The organism is Bradyrhizobium macuxiense (assembly GCF_007993935.1).
GTDB classification, from domain to species: Bacteria; Pseudomonadota; Alphaproteobacteria; order Rhizobiales; family Xanthobacteraceae; genus Bradyrhizobium; species Bradyrhizobium macuxiense_A.
In genome coordinates this window covers 653,248-672,981 of record NZ_VITY01000003.1, presented here as the reverse complement: position 1 = coordinate 672,981, position 19,734 = coordinate 653,248, and the positions used below count along the sequence as shown (strand labels likewise).

At 63.4% G+C, this 19,734-nt stretch carries 17 protein-coding genes; 9 read left to right on the top strand and 8 right to left on the bottom strand.

All coding sequences use genetic code 11. The features are described from left to right. Positions 1–88 precede the first annotated feature (88 nt). On the top strand, positions 89–346 hold the full coding sequence (locus tag FBZ93_RS11065) for a hypothetical protein (RefSeq protein WP_074127113.1): 258 nt from the start codon (positions 89–91) through the stop codon (positions 344–346). A 161-nt stretch (positions 347–507) separates the two neighbouring features. Here FBZ93_RS11065 and FBZ93_RS11060 read toward each other — a convergent pair whose 3' ends face one another. Continuing rightward, positions 508–762: a hypothetical protein gene (locus tag FBZ93_RS11060; protein ID WP_146985918.1), complete on the bottom strand. Its 255-nt coding sequence runs from the start codon at positions 760–762 to the stop codon at positions 508–510. 100 nt (positions 763–862) lie between these two features. Further along, positions 863–1,063: a DUF3072 domain-containing protein gene (locus FBZ93_RS11055; RefSeq protein WP_050423694.1), complete on the bottom strand. Its 201-nt coding sequence runs from the start codon at positions 1,061–1,063 to the stop codon at positions 863–865. 61 nt (positions 1,064–1,124) lie between these two features. Between FBZ93_RS11055 and FBZ93_RS11050 the strand changes: the two genes are divergently transcribed. The 6 genes from FBZ93_RS11050 (at position 1,125) to FBZ93_RS11020 (ending at position 14,072) form a co-directional block, all read left to right on the top strand. After that, on the top strand, positions 1,125–1,460 hold the full coding sequence (locus FBZ93_RS11050) for a hypothetical protein (RefSeq protein WP_146985916.1): 336 nt from the start codon (positions 1,125–1,127) through the stop codon (positions 1,458–1,460). 539 nt (positions 1,461–1,999) lie between these two features. Next, a complete protein-coding gene (locus FBZ93_RS11040; protein ID WP_433995397.1) occupies positions 2,000–8,287 on the top strand; it encodes a HAMP domain-containing protein in 6,288 nt (2,095 codons plus the stop codon). A 16-nt stretch (positions 8,288–8,303) separates the two neighbouring features. After that, entirely contained in the window at positions 8,304–9,797 is a 1,494-nt protein-coding gene (locus FBZ93_RS11035; protein ID WP_146986042.1) for a sensor histidine kinase, read from the top strand. A 172-nt stretch (positions 9,798–9,969) separates the two neighbouring features. Further along, positions 9,970–11,037 (top strand): HlyD family secretion protein, encoded by a 1,068-nt coding sequence (locus FBZ93_RS11030; protein WP_433995396.1) that lies wholly within the window; start codon positions 9,970–9,972, stop codon positions 11,035–11,037. Next, a complete protein-coding gene (locus FBZ93_RS11025) occupies positions 11,034–12,647 on the top strand; it encodes a DHA2 family efflux MFS transporter permease subunit (protein ID WP_146985913.1) in 1,614 nt (537 codons plus the stop codon). The genes FBZ93_RS11030 and FBZ93_RS11025 overlap by 4 nt, the downstream gene beginning before the upstream one ends. A gap of 81 nt (positions 12,648–12,728) precedes the next feature. Beyond that, the gene (locus FBZ93_RS11020; protein ID WP_146985911.1) at positions 12,729–14,072 is read left to right on the top strand and encodes a PQQ-dependent sugar dehydrogenase; all 1,344 of its coding nucleotides are present in this window, start codon (positions 12,729–12,731) and stop codon (positions 14,070–14,072) included. A 51-nt stretch (positions 14,073–14,123) separates the two neighbouring features. Here the strand turns inward: FBZ93_RS11020 and FBZ93_RS11015 are convergent, their stop codons facing one another. Continuing rightward, complete coding sequence (locus FBZ93_RS11015) at positions 14,124–14,381, bottom strand: hypothetical protein (protein WP_021081918.1); 258 nt, start codon at positions 14,379–14,381, stop codon at positions 14,124–14,126. A 47-nt stretch (positions 14,382–14,428) separates the two neighbouring features. Here FBZ93_RS11015 and FBZ93_RS11010 point away from each other — a divergent pair, with 47 nt between their 5' ends. Then, positions 14,429–14,776: an aminoglycoside phosphotransferase family protein gene (locus FBZ93_RS11010; protein WP_246667437.1), complete on the top strand. Its 348-nt coding sequence runs from the start codon at positions 14,429–14,431 to the stop codon at positions 14,774–14,776. A 12-nt stretch (positions 14,777–14,788) separates the two neighbouring features. Here FBZ93_RS11010 and FBZ93_RS40575 read toward each other — a convergent pair whose 3' ends face one another. Both FBZ93_RS40575 and FBZ93_RS11005 read right to left on the bottom strand, forming a co-directional pair. Then, positions 14,789–14,956 carry a hypothetical protein gene (locus FBZ93_RS40575; RefSeq protein WP_167351835.1) on the bottom strand — a complete coding sequence of 56 codons (168 nt, stop codon included), beginning with the start codon at positions 14,954–14,956 and terminating at the stop codon, positions 14,789–14,791. Positions 14,957–15,043: 87 nt separating this feature from the next. Next, the gene (locus FBZ93_RS11005) at positions 15,044–15,505 is read right to left on the bottom strand and encodes a winged helix-turn-helix transcriptional regulator (protein ID WP_146985909.1); all 462 of its coding nucleotides are present in this window, start codon (positions 15,503–15,505) and stop codon (positions 15,044–15,046) included. A 133-nt stretch (positions 15,506–15,638) separates the two neighbouring features. Here FBZ93_RS11005 and FBZ93_RS11000 point away from each other — a divergent pair, with 133 nt between their 5' ends. Continuing rightward, positions 15,639–16,559, top strand: coding sequence for an alpha/beta fold hydrolase (locus FBZ93_RS11000; RefSeq protein ID WP_146985907.1), 921 nt, complete (start codon positions 15,639–15,641; stop codon positions 16,557–16,559). A 127-nt stretch (positions 16,560–16,686) separates the two neighbouring features. Here the strand turns inward: FBZ93_RS11000 and FBZ93_RS10995 are convergent, their stop codons facing one another. From FBZ93_RS10995 to FBZ93_RS10985, 3 genes are all read right to left on the bottom strand, one after another. Next, positions 16,687–16,974 (bottom strand): DUF5658 family protein, encoded by a 288-nt coding sequence (locus FBZ93_RS10995; RefSeq protein ID WP_245321145.1) that lies wholly within the window; start codon positions 16,972–16,974, stop codon positions 16,687–16,689. 231 nt (positions 16,975–17,205) lie between these two features. Next, the gene (locus FBZ93_RS10990) at positions 17,206–18,630 is read right to left on the bottom strand and encodes a glycosyltransferase family 4 protein (RefSeq protein WP_146985905.1); all 1,425 of its coding nucleotides are present in this window, start codon (positions 18,628–18,630) and stop codon (positions 17,206–17,208) included. After that, entirely contained in the window at positions 18,627–19,712 is a 1,086-nt protein-coding gene (locus tag FBZ93_RS10985) for a glycosyltransferase (RefSeq protein ID WP_167528992.1), read from the bottom strand. Before FBZ93_RS10985 ends, FBZ93_RS10990 begins: the two co-directional genes overlap by 4 nt. Positions 19,713–19,734: the final 22 nt, after the last annotated feature.

The following is a 19,734-nucleotide window of genomic DNA, read 5'->3' as shown; positions in this document are numbered from 1 at the left end:
AGACAATGCGATTCAGTGGGGCAGGCGGACCTGCGCGGGCGCAGAGAAATTAGATTGACATTAACGCGGCGCGGAGCACAACCCCGCCATGGGTGACGTTTCCAAATCCGATACACCGCTGAAGGCGATATTCCAGGTGCGGCTGAACGGCGAGACGGTGACGCTCGCGACCGTCGGCCAGGCCTACCGCTTCATCAGCAATCTCAGCGCCGTCGAATGGATGGAGTTCCGCTCGCTGCATGACGAAGCGCTGGTTGCGCTGGAACGCGCCGCGGGGAACGCGATGCTGACGGTGCAAGCGACCAACGCGTTGCGGACGTTGTTCGTCCGCGCAAAATTGCTTTGAAAAGAAATGGGCCGCCTTGACCCTCTGAGGCGGCCCGAGAGTGCGGCCGAAGTGCATTGCGCGCCCGGCCGTCGCGTGTACCGCCGTTACCTTGTTTGCGGCCATAACGAAGACGGCCCTACGCAACCACCGCCGATTCGGCTGTAGCTGCCACGCCACAATCACGGGCCGACGTCGTCGGCGAGGCGGTCATACACAAGGGCAGAGCGCATGTTGATCGTTGCGATCCTCAGATAGCTGGGTTCGCGCATCGCGTTGTTGAACATCAAGATCGCCGTCTTCCAATAGCCGCGCTCGCGCTGATCGGCGTTCAGCGTTGACAGATAGTCCGCGGCATCGCCGACCGTCGCGAGGATGCGCCCGTCTTTCAGCGTGATCGGGAACGCGAGCGGCGACCGCTTCTCCAGCTCCAGCACGAAAGGCTCCCCCAAAGGTCATGCAGCCATAACAGAACAGACCTAGCTGCGCCGCTCTATCAAAGCCTTAAGGGAGTTGTCCGGCTCGGCCGGCTGGGGGTCAGAACGAGTCCGCCAGCGCAATCTCCGCCCGCAGGGCATCGATGCGCCGTTCGGCTTCCTCTGACGTCAGGTCGCGCGCGTATTGGTTCGGCTGATAGGCCTCCTCGGCGAGGCTCCTCAACCGCAGCGCCTGGGCGCGCGACATCAGCCCGCCGAGCCGGTCCGCAACCCCGCCAAATTTCACCGCTGCCATGCTCATCGTCCACCTCGCTTGCCGGATCGTGACTTGACAATATGTTCTATTTTTGTTCTAATAAGCCATGGACAACAAGATCAATGAAATTCGTCGCAGGATCAGCACTTTGCGGGCTGAGATGACCTTGATCGAAGCGTCGATCCGGGACCAGGTAAACCGCGACCTGGATTGCAGCGAAGCCTCCTACCGGCTGATGGCAATGCGCGCCGAAGTCACCGAGCTGATCGGCCGATGGAAAGCCGCTGGTGGCGGCGAGCGCCTCCCGACCGTTCGCGAGCGGCTGAGCCGAAGCTATGCGGATCGCCCGATCGCGACGGCCAAGCCGGACAAGGCCAAGCTGAACAAGACCAGGCCGGATAAGGCCAAGCCCAAACCGGGCCACGGCAACGCCAGGGTGTGATCCCGCCGCTCGGCTGAACCAGGGCCGACGCGCCGCCTCGAGCCTAAATCGGGTTTCCAGGCCGGAACCTGTGCCGCAGGATCGGCATTTTGTTGTGGTGAGAGCCGACACCATAGCATCGCCCAGCGCCATGATCACCGATCCGACCGCGCCACCGCGGGCATCGATGAATGACGATCGTAGCCCGCTGCTGACGCTGATCTCCTGCATCAGCTGCGTCAGGACGATGCGGCTTGAGAGCAGCTCTCCAGGCAGCGAGGGCAGGGACATTCTTCAGTATCGCTGCGAGCAATGCAGCCGCATCGAACGGGTGCAATTGGTGCGGCGAACCTGGCCGGCAGATCGCTAGCAACGTTTCGCGAAAAAGTTTCATTCGTCATTGGAACTTTTGGTTCCATTCACCATTAAGCCACTCGGTTTGCGTCACAAATCGCGGTTTTGGCGTTTTCCCGCTTGAATAGATCCAAGGCAGTCATTCTTATGGTCACACTGGCTTTCCCGAGTCCCCGGATTCGTAGCCAGCGCGTAGGGGAAATTCCATGACCGATCTCGGTTCGCCGCCTCGTCCCCGTGCTGATACACGCCGCGCCCAATCATCGAATGGAAGTCTCGATTCCTCGCACGATCTGCTGCAGTCGCTGCAGGCGATGCGCGGCGGCGACTTCTCGGTGCGGATGCGTGGCGATTATCTCGGTATCGACGGCAAGATCGCGGACGCCTTCAACGAAATCGCCGCCGCCAACGAGCGCATGGCGCAGCAATTGGCGCGCGTCGGGCAGGTCGTCGGCCGCGAAGGACAGACCCGCCAGCGCGTCAATTTCGGCCTCGCCAGTGGCGCGTGGGCTGACATGGAAAGCTCGGTCAACACGCTGATCGACGATCTCTTGTGGCCGACCCGCGAAGTCACCCGCGCGGTCGCAGCGGTCGCGCAGGGCGACTTGCTGCAGACCGTGCAGCTCGACGTGGAGGGCAGGCCGCTGCGCGGCGAATTCCTGCAGTCTGCGAACATCGTCAACACGATGATCAAGCAGCTCTCGGTTTTTACCTCGGAAGTGACGCGCGTGGCCCGCGAAGTCGGCACCGAAGGCAAGCTCGGTGGCCAGGCCCAGGTGCCGGAGGTGACCGGCGTCTGGAAGGACCTGACCGAGAGCGTCAACTCGATGGCCAACAACCTGACCGGCCAGGTCCGCAACATCGCCGAGGTGACGATCGCGGTCGCCAACGGCGACTTGTCGAAGAAGATCACGGTCGACGTACGCGGCGAGATCCTGCAGCTGAAGGAGGCCATCAACACGATGGTCGATCAGCTGCGTTCATTCGCATCGGAAGTGACGCGCGTGGCGCGCGAAGTCGGTACCGACGGCAAGCTCGGCGGCCAGGCGATCGTGCCGGGCGTCGCCGGCACCTGGAAGGACCTCACCGACTCCGTGAACGCGATGTGCGGCAACCTGACCGCTCAGGTCCGCAACATCGCCAACGTGACCACGGCCGTGGCGCGCGGCGACCTGTCGCGCAAGATCACGGTCGACGTCAGCGGTGAAATCCTCGAGCTGAAGGACACCATCAACACGATGGTCGACCAGCTCAATTCGTTTGCCTCGGAAGTGACGCGCGTGGCGCGCGAGGTCGGCACCGAGGGCAAGCTCGGCGGCCAGGCCCAGGTACCCGGCGTCGCCGGCACCTGGAAGGACCTGACCGACAACGTCAACTTCATGGCGTCGAACCTGACCGCGCAGGTCCGCAACATCGCCGACGTCGCGACCGCGATCGCCGGCGGCGACCTGTCGAAGAAGATCACGGTGAACGTGTCGGGCGAAATCCTTCAGCTGAAGGAAACGCTCAACACGATGGTCGACCAGCTCAACGCCTTCGCGTCGGAAGTGACGCGCGTGGCGCGCGAGGTCGGCACCGAAGGCAAGCTCGGCGGCCAGGCCAACGTGCTCGGCGTCGCCGGCACCTGGAAGGACCTGACCGACAACGTCAACTTCATGGCGTCGAACCTGACGGCGCAGGTCCGCAACATCGCCGGCGTCACGACAGCGGTCGCCAATGGCGACCTGTCGAAGAAGATCACGGTCGACGTGCGCGGCGAAATCCTCGAGCTGAAGGACACCATCAACACGATGGTGGACCAGCTCAACGCCTTCGCCGGCGAAGTGACGCGCGTGGCGCGCGAGGTCGGCACCGAAGGCAAGCTCGGCGGCCAGGCCGAAGTGCGCGGCGTCGCCGGCACCTGGAAAGACCTGACCGACAGTGTCAACTCGATGGCCTCGAACCTGACGGCGCAAGTCCGCAACATCGCCGAGGTCGCGACCGCGGTCGCGAAGGGCGACCTGTCGAAAAAGATCACGGTGAATGTGTCCGGCGAAATCCTTCAGCTGAAGGAAACGCTCAACACGATGGTCGACCAGCTCAACGCCTTCGCGGGCGAGGTGACGCGCGTGGCGCGCGAGGTCGGCACCGACGGCAAGCTCGGCGGCCAGGCCGAGGTGCCGGGCGTCGCCGGCACCTGGAAGGATCTGACCGACAGCGTCAACTCGATGGCCGGTAACCTCACGGCGCAGGTCCGCAACATCGCGGAAGTCGCAACCGCAATCGCAGGCGGCGACCTGTCGCGCAAGATCACGGTCGACGTGCGCGGAGAGATCCTTCAGCTGAAGGAGACGCTGAACACGATGGTCGACCAGCTCAACCGTTTCGCGGGCGAGGTGACGCGCGTGGCGCGCGAGGTCGGCACCGACGGCAGCCTCGGCGGCCAGGCCAACGTGCCCGGCGTCGCCGGCACCTGGAAGGACCTGACTGACAACGTCAACTCGATGGCCGGCAATCTGACGGCGCAGGTCCGCAACATCGCCGAGGTGACGACCGCCGTGGCGCGCGGCGACCTGTCGCGCAAGATCACGGTCGACGTGAAGGGCGAAATTCTCGAGCTGAAGAACACCATCAACACGATGGTCGACCAGCTCAACGGCTTTGCCGGCGAAGTGACGCGCGTCGCGCGCGAGGTCGGCACCGAGGGCAAGCTCGGCGGCCAGGCCGAGGTGCCCGGCGTCGCCGGCACCTGGAAGGACCTCACCGACAACGTCAACTTCATGGCGTCGAACCTGACCGCGCAGGTCCGCAACATCGCCGAGGTGGCGAGCGCGATCGCCGGCGGCGACCTGTCGAAGAAGATCACAGTGGACGTGCGCGGCGAGATCCTGCTGCTCAAGGACACCCTGAACACGATGGTCGAGCAGCTGCGCTCGTTCGCCGCCGAAGTGACGCGCGTGGCGCGCGAGGTCGGCACCGAGGGACGGCTCGGCGGCCAGGCCGTGGTGCCCGGCGTCGGCGGCACCTGGAAGGACCTCACCGACAACGTCAACCTCTTGGCCGCGAACCTGACCACCCAGGTCCGCAACATCGCGGAAGTGACCACCGCCGTGGCGCGCGGCGACCTGTCGCGCAAGATCACGGTCGACGTGAAGGGCGAAATCCTTGAGCTGAAGAACACCATCAACACGATGGTGGACCAGCTCAACGCCTTCGCCGGCGAGGTGACGCGCGTCGCCCGCGAAGTCGGCACCGAGGGCAAGCTCGGCGGCCAGGCCGAGGTGCGCGGCGTTGCCGGCACCTGGAAGGACCTCACCGACACCGTCAACGTCATGGCGGCGAACCTGACCGAGCAGGTGCGCGGCATCGTCAAGGTGGTGACCGCGGTCGCCAACGGCGACCTGAAGCAAAATCTAACGGTGAAGTCGAAGGGTGAGGTGGCCGCGCTCGCCGACACCATCAACAACATGACGGAAACGCTTGCGACCTTCGCCGAACAGGTCACCAGCGTGGCGCGCGAAGTCGGCGTCGAGGGACGGCTCGGCGGTCAGGCCAACGTGCCCGGCACCGAAGGCACCTGGAAGGACCTCACCGGCAACGTCAACCTGCTCGCGGCCAACCTGACCTCCCAGGTGCGTGCGATCGCGGAAGTGGCGACCGCCGTGACCAAGGGCGACCTGACGCGCTCGATCCAGGTCGACGTGCGCGGCGAGGTCGCGGAGCTCAAGGACAACATCAACACGATGATCGGCAACCTCCGTCTCACCACGGAGCGCAACACCGAGCAAGACTGGCTGAAGACCAATCTGGCGCGCTTCACCAACATGTTGCAGGGCCAGCGCGATCTCGCGACCGTCGGCCGCCTGCTGCTGACCGAGTTGGCGCCGCTGATCAACGCGCATATGGGCGTGATCTACCAGGTCGACAATCCCGAGAATGCGCAGCTGCGGCTCCTGTCGGCCTATGCCAGCGACAGCAGCAATCCGCATCCGCAGATCGTGCAGTTCGGCGAGGGACTGATCGGCCAGTGCGCGCTCGACAAGCGCCAGCGCCTCGTCTCGGATATTCCCGGCGATGCGGTGCCGATCAATTCGGCCTTGATGCGGATCATGCCGAAAAACCTCGTCGTGTTCCCGGTGCAGTTCGAGAACCAGGTCAAGGCGGTGATCGAGCTGTCCTCGATCTCCTCGTTCACGACCTCGCAGATCACCTTCCTCGAACAGCTTACCGACAGCATCGGCATCGTGCTCAACAGTATCGAGGCGACGATGCAGACCGAGGCGCTGCTGAAACAGTCGCAGCAGCTCGCCGGCGAGTTGCAGACCCAGCAGAAGGAATTGCAGCAGACCAACGACCAGCTCGAGCAGAAAGCCCAGCAGCTCGCCGAACGCAACGTCGACGTCGAGCGCAAGAACCAGGAAATCGAGCAGGCGCGGCGCGCGCTGGAAGAGAAGGCGACCGAGCTGTCGCTGACCTCGAAGTACAAGTCCGAATTCCTCGCCAACATGTCGCACGAGTTGCGGACGCCGCTGAACTCGATCCTGATCCTGGGCCAGCAGCTCACCGAGAATCCGGACGGCAATCTGACCGGCAAGCAGGTCGAGTTCGCCCGCACCATTCACGGCGCCGGCACCGACCTGTTGAACCTGATCAGCGACATCCTCGATCTGTCCAAGATCGAATCCGGCACAGTGACGGTCGACGCCGAGGAAATCCTCACCTCGAGCCTGCTCGAAACGGTTGGACGGCCGTTCCGGCATGAGGCGGAGAACCGGCATCTTTCCTTCAGCATCGATGTCGACTCCAACCTCGCGCGCAGCATGGTCACCGACTCCAAGCGGCTGCAGCAGGTGCTCAAGAACCTGCTCTCGAATGCGTTCAAGTTCACCGCCGACGGCGGCGTCAGCCTGACCGTGTCCGCCGCGCTCGGCGGCTGGAGCGCCGAGCATCCGATCCTGAACGCCGCGCCCGCCGTCGTTGCGTTCGAAGTCTCGGATACCGGCATCGGCATTCCCCAGGACAAGCAGAAGCTGATCTTCGAGGCGTTTCAGCAGGCCGATGCCGGCACCAGCCGCAAATACGGCGGCACGGGTCTCGGCCTTGCCATCAGCCGTGAGCTGGCGAGCCTGCTCGGCGGCGAGATCCATCTGCGCAGCGCGCCCGGCAAGGGCTCGACGTTCATACTCTATCTGCCGCTGAAATATGCCGGACCGTCCGTGGCGTTGCGCCCGCAGGCGCCGCTGCCGATGCCGCACACGCCGGCGCCGTCGTTGCAGGCGACAGGCGCGCAGGAGCGGGTGATCGAGCAACTGCCGGATGACCGGCACGAGCTCGAGCCCGGCGACACCATCCTGCTGATCGTCGAGGACGACCCGCATTACGCGCGGGTGCTGATCGACCTCGCGCGCGACAAGGGCTTCAAGGTGCTGGTCGCAAGCCGCGGCGCCGAGGCGCTCGATCTCGCCAAGCAGTTCCAGCCGAGCGCGGTCTCGCTCGACGTGTTCCTGCCCGACATGCTGGGCTGGACCGTGCTGAGCCAGCTCAAGCACAATCCGCTGACCCGGCACATCCCCGTCCAGATCATCACGCTCGACGAGGACCGGCAACATGCGCTGGCGCGCGGCGCCTTCTCCTTCGTCAACAAGCCGACGACGACCGAAGGCGTCAGCGCGGCACTGTCGCAGATCAAGGAATATGCGAGACCGCGTCGCAAACGCCTCTTGATCGTGGAGGACAATGCGGCGGAGCAGCTCAGCATCACCGAGCTGCTCGGGCACGAGGATATCGAGATCGTGACCAGCGGCACCGGGGCAGGGGCGCTGTCCACGCTCCGCGAAAATCCATGCGACTGCGTCGTGCTCGATCTGCGCCTGCCCGACATGAGCGGTTTCGAGGTGCTGGATCAGATCCGCAAGGACGATAAGCTCTCCAATATTCCCGTTGTGGTGTTTACGGGCCGGGAACTCTCGGCGGAAGAGGACGCGGAACTGCACACGATGGCGCGCAGCATCGTCGTCAAGGGGGTGGAGTCGCCCGAGCGTCTGCTCGACGAAACGTCACTGTTCCTGCACCGTGTGATCACGGAATTGCCCGTCGAAAAACAGAGGATGCTGGAGAAGCTCAATAGTTCCGATGAGGATCTTATTGGCAAGACCGCGCTGCTGGTCGATGACGACGCCCGCAACATCTTCGCGCTGTCGAGCGTGCTTGAGCGGCGAGGTATGAAGGTGTTGACTGCGACAACCGGTCACGAGGCGATCTCGCTGGTCGAATCCAATCCGAAAATCGCGATCGTGCTGATGGACATCATGATGCCGCAGATGGACGGTTACCAGACCATCGGCGCCATCCGGCAAAACCCCGCCTTTGCGCGGCTGCCGATCATTGCGCTGACCGCGAAGGCGATGAAAGGTGACCGCGAGAAATGCCTGGAAGCAGGCGCATCCGACTACCTGGCGAAACCCGTGAACACAGAGCAACTGCTGCTGGCGATCCGCATGTGGTTGCATCGCTGATCGGCGATCGAACATGATGGACCATGAAAAGGTAAACATCCTTCTGGTCGATGACCAGCCGGCCAAGCTATTGGCCTATGAGGTCATCCTGAAGGAGCTCGGCGAAACGCTCGTCGCGGCATCGTCCGGCCGCGAGGCGCTCGAGTTCCTACTCAAGAACGAAGTCGCCGTCATCCTGGTCGACGTCTGCATGCCCGAGCTCGACGGCTTCGAACTCGCGGCGATGATCCGCGAGCATCCGCGTTTTCAGAAGACCGCGATGATCTTCATCTCGGCAATCCAGGTCAGCGACATCGACCGGCTGCGTGGCTATGAGATGGGCGCGGTCGACTACGTCCCGGTGCCGGTCGTGCCGGAAGTGTTGCGCGCAAAGATCCGCGTGTTCGCCGAGCTCTACCGCAAGACACGGCAGCTCGAACGCCTCAATGCCGAGCTCGAGGACCGCGTGCGTGCGCGCACCGCCGAGCTTGAGCAGTCGACCACCCGGCTGGTCGAGAGCGAGGCGCGCCGCAGCATGGCGATTGCCGCGGGCAAGATGGGCTCGTGGGACTGGGATTGGGTCAATGGCGACTGGATGTGGGACGAGGGGCAATACAAGATCTTCGGCGTCGACCCCAAATCCTTCGCGCTGACGTCGGACAACATCCAGCAACTGTTTCACCCTGACGACGTCGAGGAACTGCGGCAAGCCTGGGCCGGGTTCGGCAAGGGACAGACGTCCTATGAAGCCGAATTCCGCGTCATGCGGCCGGACGGCGAGGTGCGCTGGTGCGTCGGGACGGCCGCGGCCACCAGCGACCGGAACGGCAGGGTGGTGCGGGTGAGCGGCGTCACCGTCGACATCACCGATCGCAAGAAGGCCGAGGAACGGCAGAGCCTGTTGACCCGCGAGGTCGACCACCGCGCCAAGAACGCGCTCGCGCTGGCGCAATCGATCGTGCGGCTGACGCGCGCGCAGAACGTCACCGCCTATGTGCGGGCGGTCGAAGGCCGGATCACGGCGCTGGCGCGCGTTCACACCGTGCTGTCGTTGTCGAGCTGGCAGGGCGCCGAGATCCGGCGGCTGGTGACCGAGGAGATCGCACCTTATTCCGAAGCGGGACAGATCCAGATCGATGGCGCGGAGGTGCAGTTGCAGCCGGCGACGGCGCAGACGCTGGCGCTGGCGCTTCACGAACTCGTCACCAACTCCGCCAAATATGGCAGCCTGTCGGTGCTCCCGGGCCGGCTCGCGATCACCTGGGAAGTGCAGGACGAGATGCTGATCCTGGCCTGGGTGGAATCCGGCGGGCCTCCGGTGACCAAGCCGAAGCAGAAGGGTTTCGGCACCAGAAGCGTCATCGCCAGCATCGAGACCCAGCTCGGCGGACGGGCCGACTTCGATTGGCGCGTCGAGGGTCTGATCTGCCGGCTCACGGTTCCGCTCAAGGCGCTGGTTGGCGAAGCGGCGGCCTATCGCGACCTGTCGGCAGCCGCGCACAAGCCGCTGGTCAGTTCCAGGGCCGTGTAGCGCATTTCACGGAACAGGAACCAAGCACTCGACGCTGCGGTTAACGAGGCAGATTGCTCCGTACGTAGCTTGAGGTGCTGCCGTGGATGCCCAAACCCGAGAGCGCGGGCCGTCCGCGGAAAAGCCGCGGCAGCCTGAGCGCGCCCCCGAGCAAAACTCGCGGCCGGACCACATGTCCTCACCGCAGCAGGAGACCGAGCGCAAGCGGTCCATGCGCGACCGGCTGCGCGAGCACTGGATGCTTGCCACAGCCGGAGCCTGTCTGCTCCTGCTCGCGCTCGTTGCTGGCGGTGTCTACTGGCTCAATATCCGGCATTATGAATCGACCGATGACGCCTTTGTGGCCGCGCGCAGCTTTGCCGTGGCAGCAAAGGTCGGCGGCTATGTCGTCGAAGTCCCTGTTACCGACAACCAGCACGTCAATGCCGGCGATCTCCTCGCAAGGATCGACGAGCGCGACTACAAGATCGCGGTCGATCAGGCCAGCGCGCAGGTGGCGGTCGCCGAAGCCAATATCAGCAACGTCCAGGCGCAGATCGACAGCCAGCAGGAGCAGATCAAGGAAGCCAGGGCGCAGGCGCAACAGGCCGAAGCACAATTGAAATTTGCCGAGCAGGAGGCCGCCCGCGCGCAAGACCTCGTCGACAAGGGCGCAGGCACGGTGCAGCGCCAGCAGCAGACACGCTCCGACCTCGACGCTCAACAAGCCAATGCGAGCCGTGCGAGGACGGCGGTGACCGCGGCCGAGCTCGGCGTCAAGACCCTCGAGGCCCAGCTGAAGAGCAGCAAGGCATCGCTGGAGCAGGCGCAGACGCAGCTCGATCAGGCCAAGCTCAATCTGCAATATACCCGCATCACTGCGGCGCAGTCCGGACGCGTCGTCAAACTGAGCGGTGCGGTCGGTACCTTTGTCGCGCCGGCACAGAGCGTCATGATGCTGGTGCCCGACGAGGTCTGGATCACCGCCAACTACAAGGAAACGCAACTGACCGACATGCGCCCGGGCCAACCGGTCGAGATCAGGATCGATGCCTATCCGGGACGCAAGCTCACCGGCCATGTGGCGTCGGTTCAGCCGGGCTCAGGCACCGCGTTCAGCCTGCTGCCGGCGGAGAACGCGACCGGCAATTTCGTCAAGGTCGTGCAGCGCGTTCCCGTGAAGATCGTGGTCGACAATTGGCCTGATGATGTGCCGGTCGGGCCGGGCATGTCGGTCGTGCCCTGGACCAGGGTGCGATGAGTGACGTTGCGGCAGGCGGCGGCGCAGCATGGTCGCCGGAGCGGTCGGCCGCCGGCGGACACAATCCCTATCTGATTGCCTTCGTCGTCTCGATCGCGACGTTCATGGAGGTGCTGGACACCACGATCGCCAACGTGGCCTTGCGCCATATCGCGGGAGGCCTCGCAGTCGGCATCGACGAGAGCACCTATGTCATCACCAGCTATCTCGTCGCCAACGCGATCGTGCTGTCGATCTCGGGTTGGCTCTCGACCGTGATTGGCCGCAAGCGCTTCTACATGATCTGCGTCGGCACGTTCGCATTCGCCTCGCTGCTGTGCGGGCTCGCGTGGAGCCTGGAGGCACTGGTCCTGTTCCGGATCATCCAGGGCCTTGGCGGCGGCGGCATGGCGACCAGCGAGCAGGCGATCCTCGCCGACTCCTTTCCGCCGGCCAAGCGTGGCCAGGCGTTTGCGATCTACGGCGTCGCAGTGGTAGTGGCCCCCGTGATCGGGCCGACACTCGGCGGCTGGATCACGGACACCTATACCTGGCACTGGATATTCCTGATCAACGTACCCATGGGCTTGATCTCGCTGTTCCTGGTCGGGACGCTGGTCAAGGAGCCGTCCGGCGCCGAAGAGGAGCGCAAGGAGCTGCTCAAGGACGGCCTGCACGTCGACTACATCGGTTTCGTGCTGGTCGCGATCGGGCTCGGCTCGCTCGAATTCGTGCTCGACGAAGGCCAGCGCAAGGACTGGTTCGGGTCCGACATGATCACGGGCTTCGCACTGGCTTCGGCAGTCTGCTTGATCGCCCTGATCCCCTGGGAGCTGACGCGCAAGGACCCGATCATCGACCTCCGCCTGCTCGGACGCCGCCAGTTCGGATCGTGCTTTCTGGTGATGCTGTGCACGGGCGCGGTGCTGATCTCGTCGACGCAGCTGATACCGCAACTGTTGCAGACCGAGCTGAACTATACCGCGCTGCTTGCCGGGCTTGCGTTGTCGCCCGGCGGCATCGTCACGCTGATCCTGATGCCGGTGGTCGGCAATCTCGTCAGCCGCGTGCAGCCCAAATATCTGATCGCGGTCGGCGGGTGCATCGTCGCATATTCGATGTGGCATCTGACCGGACTGAACGGCGACATCACCTATGGCTATGCCGCGCTCGCCCGGATCTTCCTCTCCGCAGGACTTCCGTTCCTGTTTCTGCCGGTTACGACGGCGTCCTATGACGGCGTGCCGCCGGACAAGACCAACCAGGCCTCGGCGCTGATCAATGTCGCGCGCAACATCGGCGGATCGATGGGCGTCGCGCTGGCCCAGACCGCACTGGCGCAACGTCAGCAATTCCACCAGAGCCGGCTGATCGAGCATGCCGCGCCGTCCGATCTCGGATATCAGCAGACCATCGACACGATGACGCGCTACTTCCAGTCGCAGGGGTCGAATGCATCGGACGCGGCGTCGCAGGCGATCGCCTGGGTCGGCCAGACCCTGCAGCGGCAGGTCGATCTTCTCGCCTATATCGACGTGTTCTGGATGCTCTCGATCATCGGCCTTGTGATGATCCCGCTGGCCTTGATCATCAAGCCGGTCGATCTGGCTGCGCCGCCAAAGGGACACTAGAGCAGACGATATTGTGAATGCGGATAGCGGCCGGACCGCGGTATGAATTGCGCGGCTGATCGGATTTCACGCGAGGAGCATATGCATAAAACAAAACTTGCCGGCGTGAGTCTGTCCGTCGTTTTCCTCGCAGCGACCGGCATCACGCGGGCAGGCGCCGAGCCCGTGCTGAAGGGGGCGGAGGCCTTTGGCGACTGGCAGCGCGACAGACCGGGCACGGTGCGCCTGATCAGACCGCAAGACTTGCCCAAGCCCGGGGCAACGGCCTCCAGCAGCAATTCATCGCGCGTCGTGCAGCGACCTGCGTCTGCGGTGCCGCATGTGCCGGCGGGGTTCAAGATCGAGCTGTTTGCCAGTGGGCTGAGCGGACCGCGGATCATTCGCACGGCGCCCAATGGCGACATCTTCGTGGCTGAAACCGGCCCCGGCCGCATCCGCGTCCTGCGCAGCGACAACGGCGCCGGCAAGCCTGCGACCAATGAGGTCTACGCGACTGGACTGAACCGGCCGTTCGGCATCGCATTCTTCCCGAGCGGCGAAAATCCGCAATGGCTCTATGTCGCCAACACCGACAGCGTGGTGCGCTTTGCCTACCGCAACGGCGACCTCAAGGCGTCTGGAGCGCCCGAGACGATCGTCGCTCGCCTGCCGCATGGCTACGGCCATTCCACGCGTGATATCGTGTTCACGCCAGACGACAAGCGGATGCTGGTGTCTGTCGGCTCTGCTGGCAACGCGGGCGAGGGGCTTGGCCGGCCTCCGGACGGCATTGAAGCCTGGAGCCGCGACCACGCGCTTGGCGCGGCGTGGGGTGCCGAGACCGATCGCGCCGCCGTGCTCGCCTTCGATCCCGACGGCAAGAACCAGAAACTGTTCGCCACAGGTATTCGTAACTGCGTCGGCCTCGCGATTCAGCCCGGAAGCGGCACGCCATGGTGTTCGACCAACGAGCGCGACGGCCGCGGCGACAACCTGGTGCCCGATTATGTGACGCGGATCCGCGAGGGCGCGTTCTACGGCTGGCCCTGGTACTATATCGGCGCCAACGAGGACCCCGCGCATGCCGGTGCGCGGCCCGACCTGAAGGACAAGGTGACAGTCCCCGACGTGCTGTTGCAGGCGCATTCGGCCTCACTCGGCCTGACCTTCTACACAGGCAGCAGTTTTCCGCCCGAATATCGCGGCGATGCCTTTGCCGCCGAACACGGCTCGTGGAATCGGTCGAAGCGCACCGGCTACAAGGTCATTCGGATCAGGTTGAAGGACGGCGTGCCGACCGGCGAGTACGAGGATTTCGTTACCGGCTTTGTCATCGGCGACAATGAAGTCTGGGGCCGACCGGTTGGCGTCACCGTGGCGCGCGATGGTACATTGCTGGTCTCCGAAGACGGCAACGGCACGATCTGGCGCATCAGCCACGAGTAGCCGTTCGCTCTTCAGTGGGGTTGGTTCAGGCCGGCAACGCGGCAGCGGCCGTTACCCCAGCCCATCCTTGAGGCCGTATTCCTCATAGATCGTCAGCGGATTGGTATCCGGAAACAATCGGCACTTGGCCTGCGCAAGATGCAGCGTGACAGCGCCGGCCTCGCATCTCGCGGTCAGAATCTTCCGGACATCCTCCATATGCGCGCGGGGCTGGTGCTTCGACGGCAACTGTTCAAGCGCAACCAGCGCCGTGGCCAGGGCCTCGGTGACCACCCACTCGTCGTGTCCGGTTATTCCCTTTCGCGGCATCGCCACACCCTCCGTCGCACCGGCTGCGGCATTGTAGCGCGAGATGGGTGGGGGCTGTCATCAGCCAACATGGGCAGGACAGCGCGGAACCGGTTGGAGCGGTCCTGCCACGTTGCGCCGCAGGGAACCAGCGTGGCTTCGACTTCGCCAACATCTTCAACAACCCCGATCTTGCCGATCCGGCACGGCCGGTCGCAACCGAACCCGGCCGCTTCGCGCTGCGTCTCGACATCGTCGTGGAAGCAGCGAAGCTGGATCGCCGGCGCTTGCTGTCATGGATTATCGCCTGGACAGGCTTGTCGGCTGCATGGTTCCTCGGCGATGACGATCCGCTCGCCGAGATCGACCTTGCGATCGCACGACTTGCGGCCACCGAGCTCGACCGGATGGCGTAAGGCGCGCAGCGACTACGCCGCCGCGACACTGGCCCCTGTCAGCGACACGCTCAGGATCCGCCACTTCGAAATATCGAAGAAGTAGGCGGCCTTGATACGCGCGGAGGCGGGATCCGGCGCCTGAATCGCCGTGTGGAATTGCCGCGTCCCATCGCTCAGCGAAATCCGGAATGTCTGCATTGGTCGAACCTCCACGCAGCCGATGCTGCGGCAAGGAGGGTTAAGATCCAGTTGCCGATGACGATGCCCACGCGGCGCACGCGCGCCTCACGCGATCCCTTTCCCGGCGGGCAGCCGCACCATCGTGTCTTCTGCACCGACGACGCGTCCGTCCTGCGCACGCAGTTCGAGCCGCCGCACCGGCAATCCGTTCTTTCGATCGACCAGGAGCACATGCGCCTCGTCGGGCTCGAAGAAGAAATCCTCACCCCACTGCCGGAGCGCGACGAGGAGCGGAAACAGCCCGCGTCCCTTTTCGGTCAGCACATATTCCTGATAGGGGCTGCCGTCCGCCGCGGGCACCGTCTCCATGATGCCGTGCGCGAGGAGATTGCGCAGCCGGGCGGAGAGGATGTTCTTGGCAAGCCCGAGGCTCTTCTGAAATTCGCCGAACCGGCGCAGCCCGTCGAACGCGTCGCGGACGATCAACAGCGACCACCAGTCGCCGATTGCATCGAGCGGCCGGGCTACACCGCACATCGAGTCCCTGTGGCTCACCCGCTTGGCCATCGTGGTCCGCCTGACGCTCATCATCGCGGCGCGGCCCGATGGACCGCCCGATCGAGGGTTCGATATATCGGTTGCAAAGTAAAACCTCAAGGGTTACACGATGGTTTCAAATTAAAACCATCCGAGACCAGCCATGGTTCAACCCGATGCAACGTTCGACGGCACCTTTCCCTTCACGCCGCACTTCAGCGCGGCATCAGGCTTCCGAATGCATTATGTCGACGAAGGCCCGCGGCACGGCGAGGTGGTGCTTTGCCTCCATGGCGAACCGACCTGGGGCTATCTGTTCCGGCACCTGGTGCCAGTCCTGTGCGCCACGCGGCGCGTGGTCGTTCCGGATCACATGGGCTTTGGCAAGAGCGCGACGCCGGCGGAGCGCAGCTATTGGCTGCAGGACCATGTCGACAATCTCGAAGCTCTGGTCGTCGCGCTCGACCTCACCGACGTCACCCTCGTGATGCACGATTTCGGCGGTCCCGTCGGCATGGGGCTCGCGGCACGCCATCCGGATCGGATCCGCCGCGTCATCTCGGCCAACGGGCCGACGCCGTTCGGGCAGAGCGATCTGCTCGCGCGCGTCACCGCGAATGCGCAGGTCTCGCCCTGGTTTCAGTGGATCGCATCGGCTGCGGCGAACGGTGAGCTCGAGCCGGTTCTCGGCCAACTCGGCTTCAATATCCTGAGCACGCTCAAGCTCAACGGCTTCGAGAACAACGCGGTCATCACTGACGCCTGGCTCGCCGCCTACGGCTCACCTTTCGCGCGCCCGGCCGATTGCCTCGGTGCGATCGGATGGGCCAGAGGCTTTGCGACCGGTGCGCACCAATTCGAGGCGCCGACTGCCGCCGCCGATCGCGCGATCCGCGGCAAGCCGGCGCTGGCGATCTGGGGCGAAGCGGACCGCACACTGCATGCGGACCATTTCCTGCCGCTGTTTTCCGCGATCTTCCCGGCGGCGCCGGTCAGGCGCCTTGCCGGCGTCGGGCATTACTGCTTCGAGGATGCGCCGCAGGAAGTCGCCGGCTTGATCGCGGAGTTCATCGCGCAGACCTGACGGTGGGGCCTGGCAAGTGAACGGGAGTGTGATCAGGCGGCCGAGATCTGGGATATCGATTGGATCATGCCTGCTCACGACAACGAGCAGGATGATCGCATCGCCAGCACAAACGGCGTGTGCTGGTTCAGCTTGCGCCGGCGAGGATGACGAGGTTGTTGATCACGGGCGTTGAGCAGAACGCCACGACAAGAGCGATCCTGGAAAGGTTTTCGCTGCGCCAAAGCAGCGCGATGACGAGATAGGTCAAGCCCAGTTTGGGGATCAGCCACCAGACGCCGAACCAGGCCTGGGCCATCTGCATGAACGGGTTCGCCTCGCCGAACCCGAGCTCCAAGATCCTGTTGGTGGTGGCGAGGTCGGCACATCCAAGAAGCAGTACGGACAGCAGCAGCAACGCCTTGACCCAATTCATTTCAACCTCTCGGTGAGCGCCGAACGGCAATGCCCCTGATATTCGAGCCGAGTCGTTAATTGTTGGTTCGGGAAGGGAGTTGCAACGAGCCGTTTTGCGGAGGCGGTATGCGTGGCGGAAGGGGTGTCCCGTCAACTACGCCGAGTTGTTGAGATTTTCCGGGCCGATCTCATAAATTCTACGGCGCGATCAAGCATCCAATTGCGATCATCGGGCAGGAGTGGCCGGTGTTCAGAGTCTTCGACGCTCAATCAAATCAACCCAATCTTGTATTGAGAACTTCCAATCGAAGTTTCTTGCGGCCTCTTGGATCGATTGGCACTTCTCGACATAGGCTGAAGGGTTCTCCTTGTAGAAGGTCAGAGTCGCCGTGGTGAAGGACACAAACTTGTCGGCTTGAATGGGAGCGATGATACCACCGCCCTGATTGGCCTTCTGCGGGAAATGGCCGACGGGCGTTCCAATGACAAGCCGTCCCGCGGCAGCGCCCTCCAAGACGGGCAAGGGGCCAGACTCGCTGATAGAGCTCGTAACGATGGCGCCGACCGATCGGTAAAACTCCGGCATGTCGTGAAATGACGTTTGTTTGGCCGTCGAACCGGCTACCTTGAATGGTAGCCCGGCGGCCGTCGCCGCCGATTGAGCGAGCACACCTCGCTTCCATTCGACTCCATATGTCGTTGTCGCCATGGAGGAAGCGTAGCCGACCGCGTCCAAACGCTCAGCAATCGGGGAGTAGAAGGTTTCGTAGTCGACTCCAAGAGAGGCGACCATGGGGACCCTGGATACGCCGGCCATGAGGGAGGCGCAGTAGACATAGTCGCTCACAACGGCATAGTTGGAGAATTTTTCGAAGACTTCGATGCCCTTCTTTTCGATGAGCATCCGGATGTCGAACTCGTGGTGGGACACCGCGATGATCCGTTCGTACGGTACCTTGTAGGTATCAACCAACACGCTGACACCGTCCAGCGCGGTAATGAAGCAATCATAGTACGATTGAAGCGCGTCAAAGTGTTGTGCGTGGTTCTGCCGCCAGTTCAGGATATCTAAGATGTAGCCATTCTCGTACAAATGCTTGCTCAGGTCATAATAGACCCGTCCATGAGACCAAGCCGGATAGCCGAAGGCCAATAGCCTCGCTTTCCGCGGCTTCACACCCGTCTGAACCCGGACCGCCGGATGAACGATGTATTGCTGAATGTCCCTGCTTGCGTAACTTTGAGACCGGTAGTCTGCCGCGGGGAATCTGTCGGGCCCCAGGTCTTCGGAAGTGAGATACAACTCCCAGTTGCTGCAGGTCTCCGCGAGGCCGAAGTCACCGCCGGGATACGCCGAGAGAAAAGCATTGCCCAGTTTCAGGCAGAACAGCCCGCGCTCCAGACGGATCAGTTCCAGCGGCGCCGCCGTGCTGTTCTTGTCCAGTAGCGGCTTGAGCCCCAGCCGACCAAAACCGAAGTCCTCGGACGGCTTCGCAACGTCCGCCGTGTAGCGCACGCGACAGTAGCGGCTCGCCGGATCCGGGGGCAGTAACAGGACCAGATTATCGGGCACCTGTCCGCCTGGACCGTGCCGGAGCGCTCCCGTTGCCGGGTCGACATATGCGATCGTACCGAATGACGTGAAGAATTTGGCATGCGAAAATTCAGAAGTCACGTCGCCTTCCCCGAATTCAACTCGCTTCGGCGCTTAACGAAGAACTCCAGATTATTGATGAGTCGCTGATTGCTGGGGTCTAGATCGAGGGCGGCACGCCCCCATGCGACAGCCTGATCCATCATGTTCAGGTGCCAAGCGGCGATAGCGCCGAGGTCGTATAGCCGAAAACCCCAGCTGTGCTCGTCATCGAGATAGCTGCCGGTGCGATGCGTCTTTCCTATGCCGTTTGCGCACGCCCAGAAGAGATTGGTCCAATCGGCTTCGGCGTGAAATTGCTCTGCGAGGTCCAGCCAGATCTCGCGCCGGTGTGGGGCTTCCAGCCGCGCTCGATCCAGCCAGTACATCTTCCTGGTCGGTGCAGTTCGCGCGAGATAGCGCATCGCCTCGGCGCGCTCCTCACCCCACGTGCTGGTGGGCAGTTCCAGATAACGCGAGAGCAGGGCGGTCGCTTCGCCGCTTCTGTTCGCCCACATATAGTCCCGACCGAGCCAGAAGCAGATCTGCGCATCGCCAGGATCCTCTCGATGCGCCACTTCCATCAGCGGAAGATACTGTTGTCGCGTGTCCTTTGAATGGTCCTGCACCTCGCACATGACGATATCGATGCACTCTTTGGTGATTTCCTTGCCGGAATAGGAGAGAGCTTCATGAACCGGACGCTTGAATCGATAACCCCAGCGATGATGAAAATTCTTCGTTGGCCAACCCCGCAGGATTGTTGGATCGTCGGGATGCGTTCGGTAGACGGTGCGGCAGAAGAGGGCAGTCGTATCCGGTGCCCACGCGGCCTCGAGCTTCTGCCGCCAGCCCGGTTCGAGGTATCGATCCATATCCATCGAACAGCAAATTTCAACGTCGGATGGAATGAGCGCCATCGCTGCATTTCGAGCGACGTCGAAACGCCAGGGCCGAATCGCAATCCGGTGAACGATCACTCCTGCACGCTCCAGCCGCTCGACCGTGTCATCGCTGCTGCCGGTATCAGCCACAATTCGATAGTCAGCGTCGGCCGCCGAGTTCGCCCAGCGTTCGGCATGCGCGGCTTCGTTCAACGCAATAGTGTAGACGGCAACCTTCAAGCTAACTCCTGAGCAAATCGCC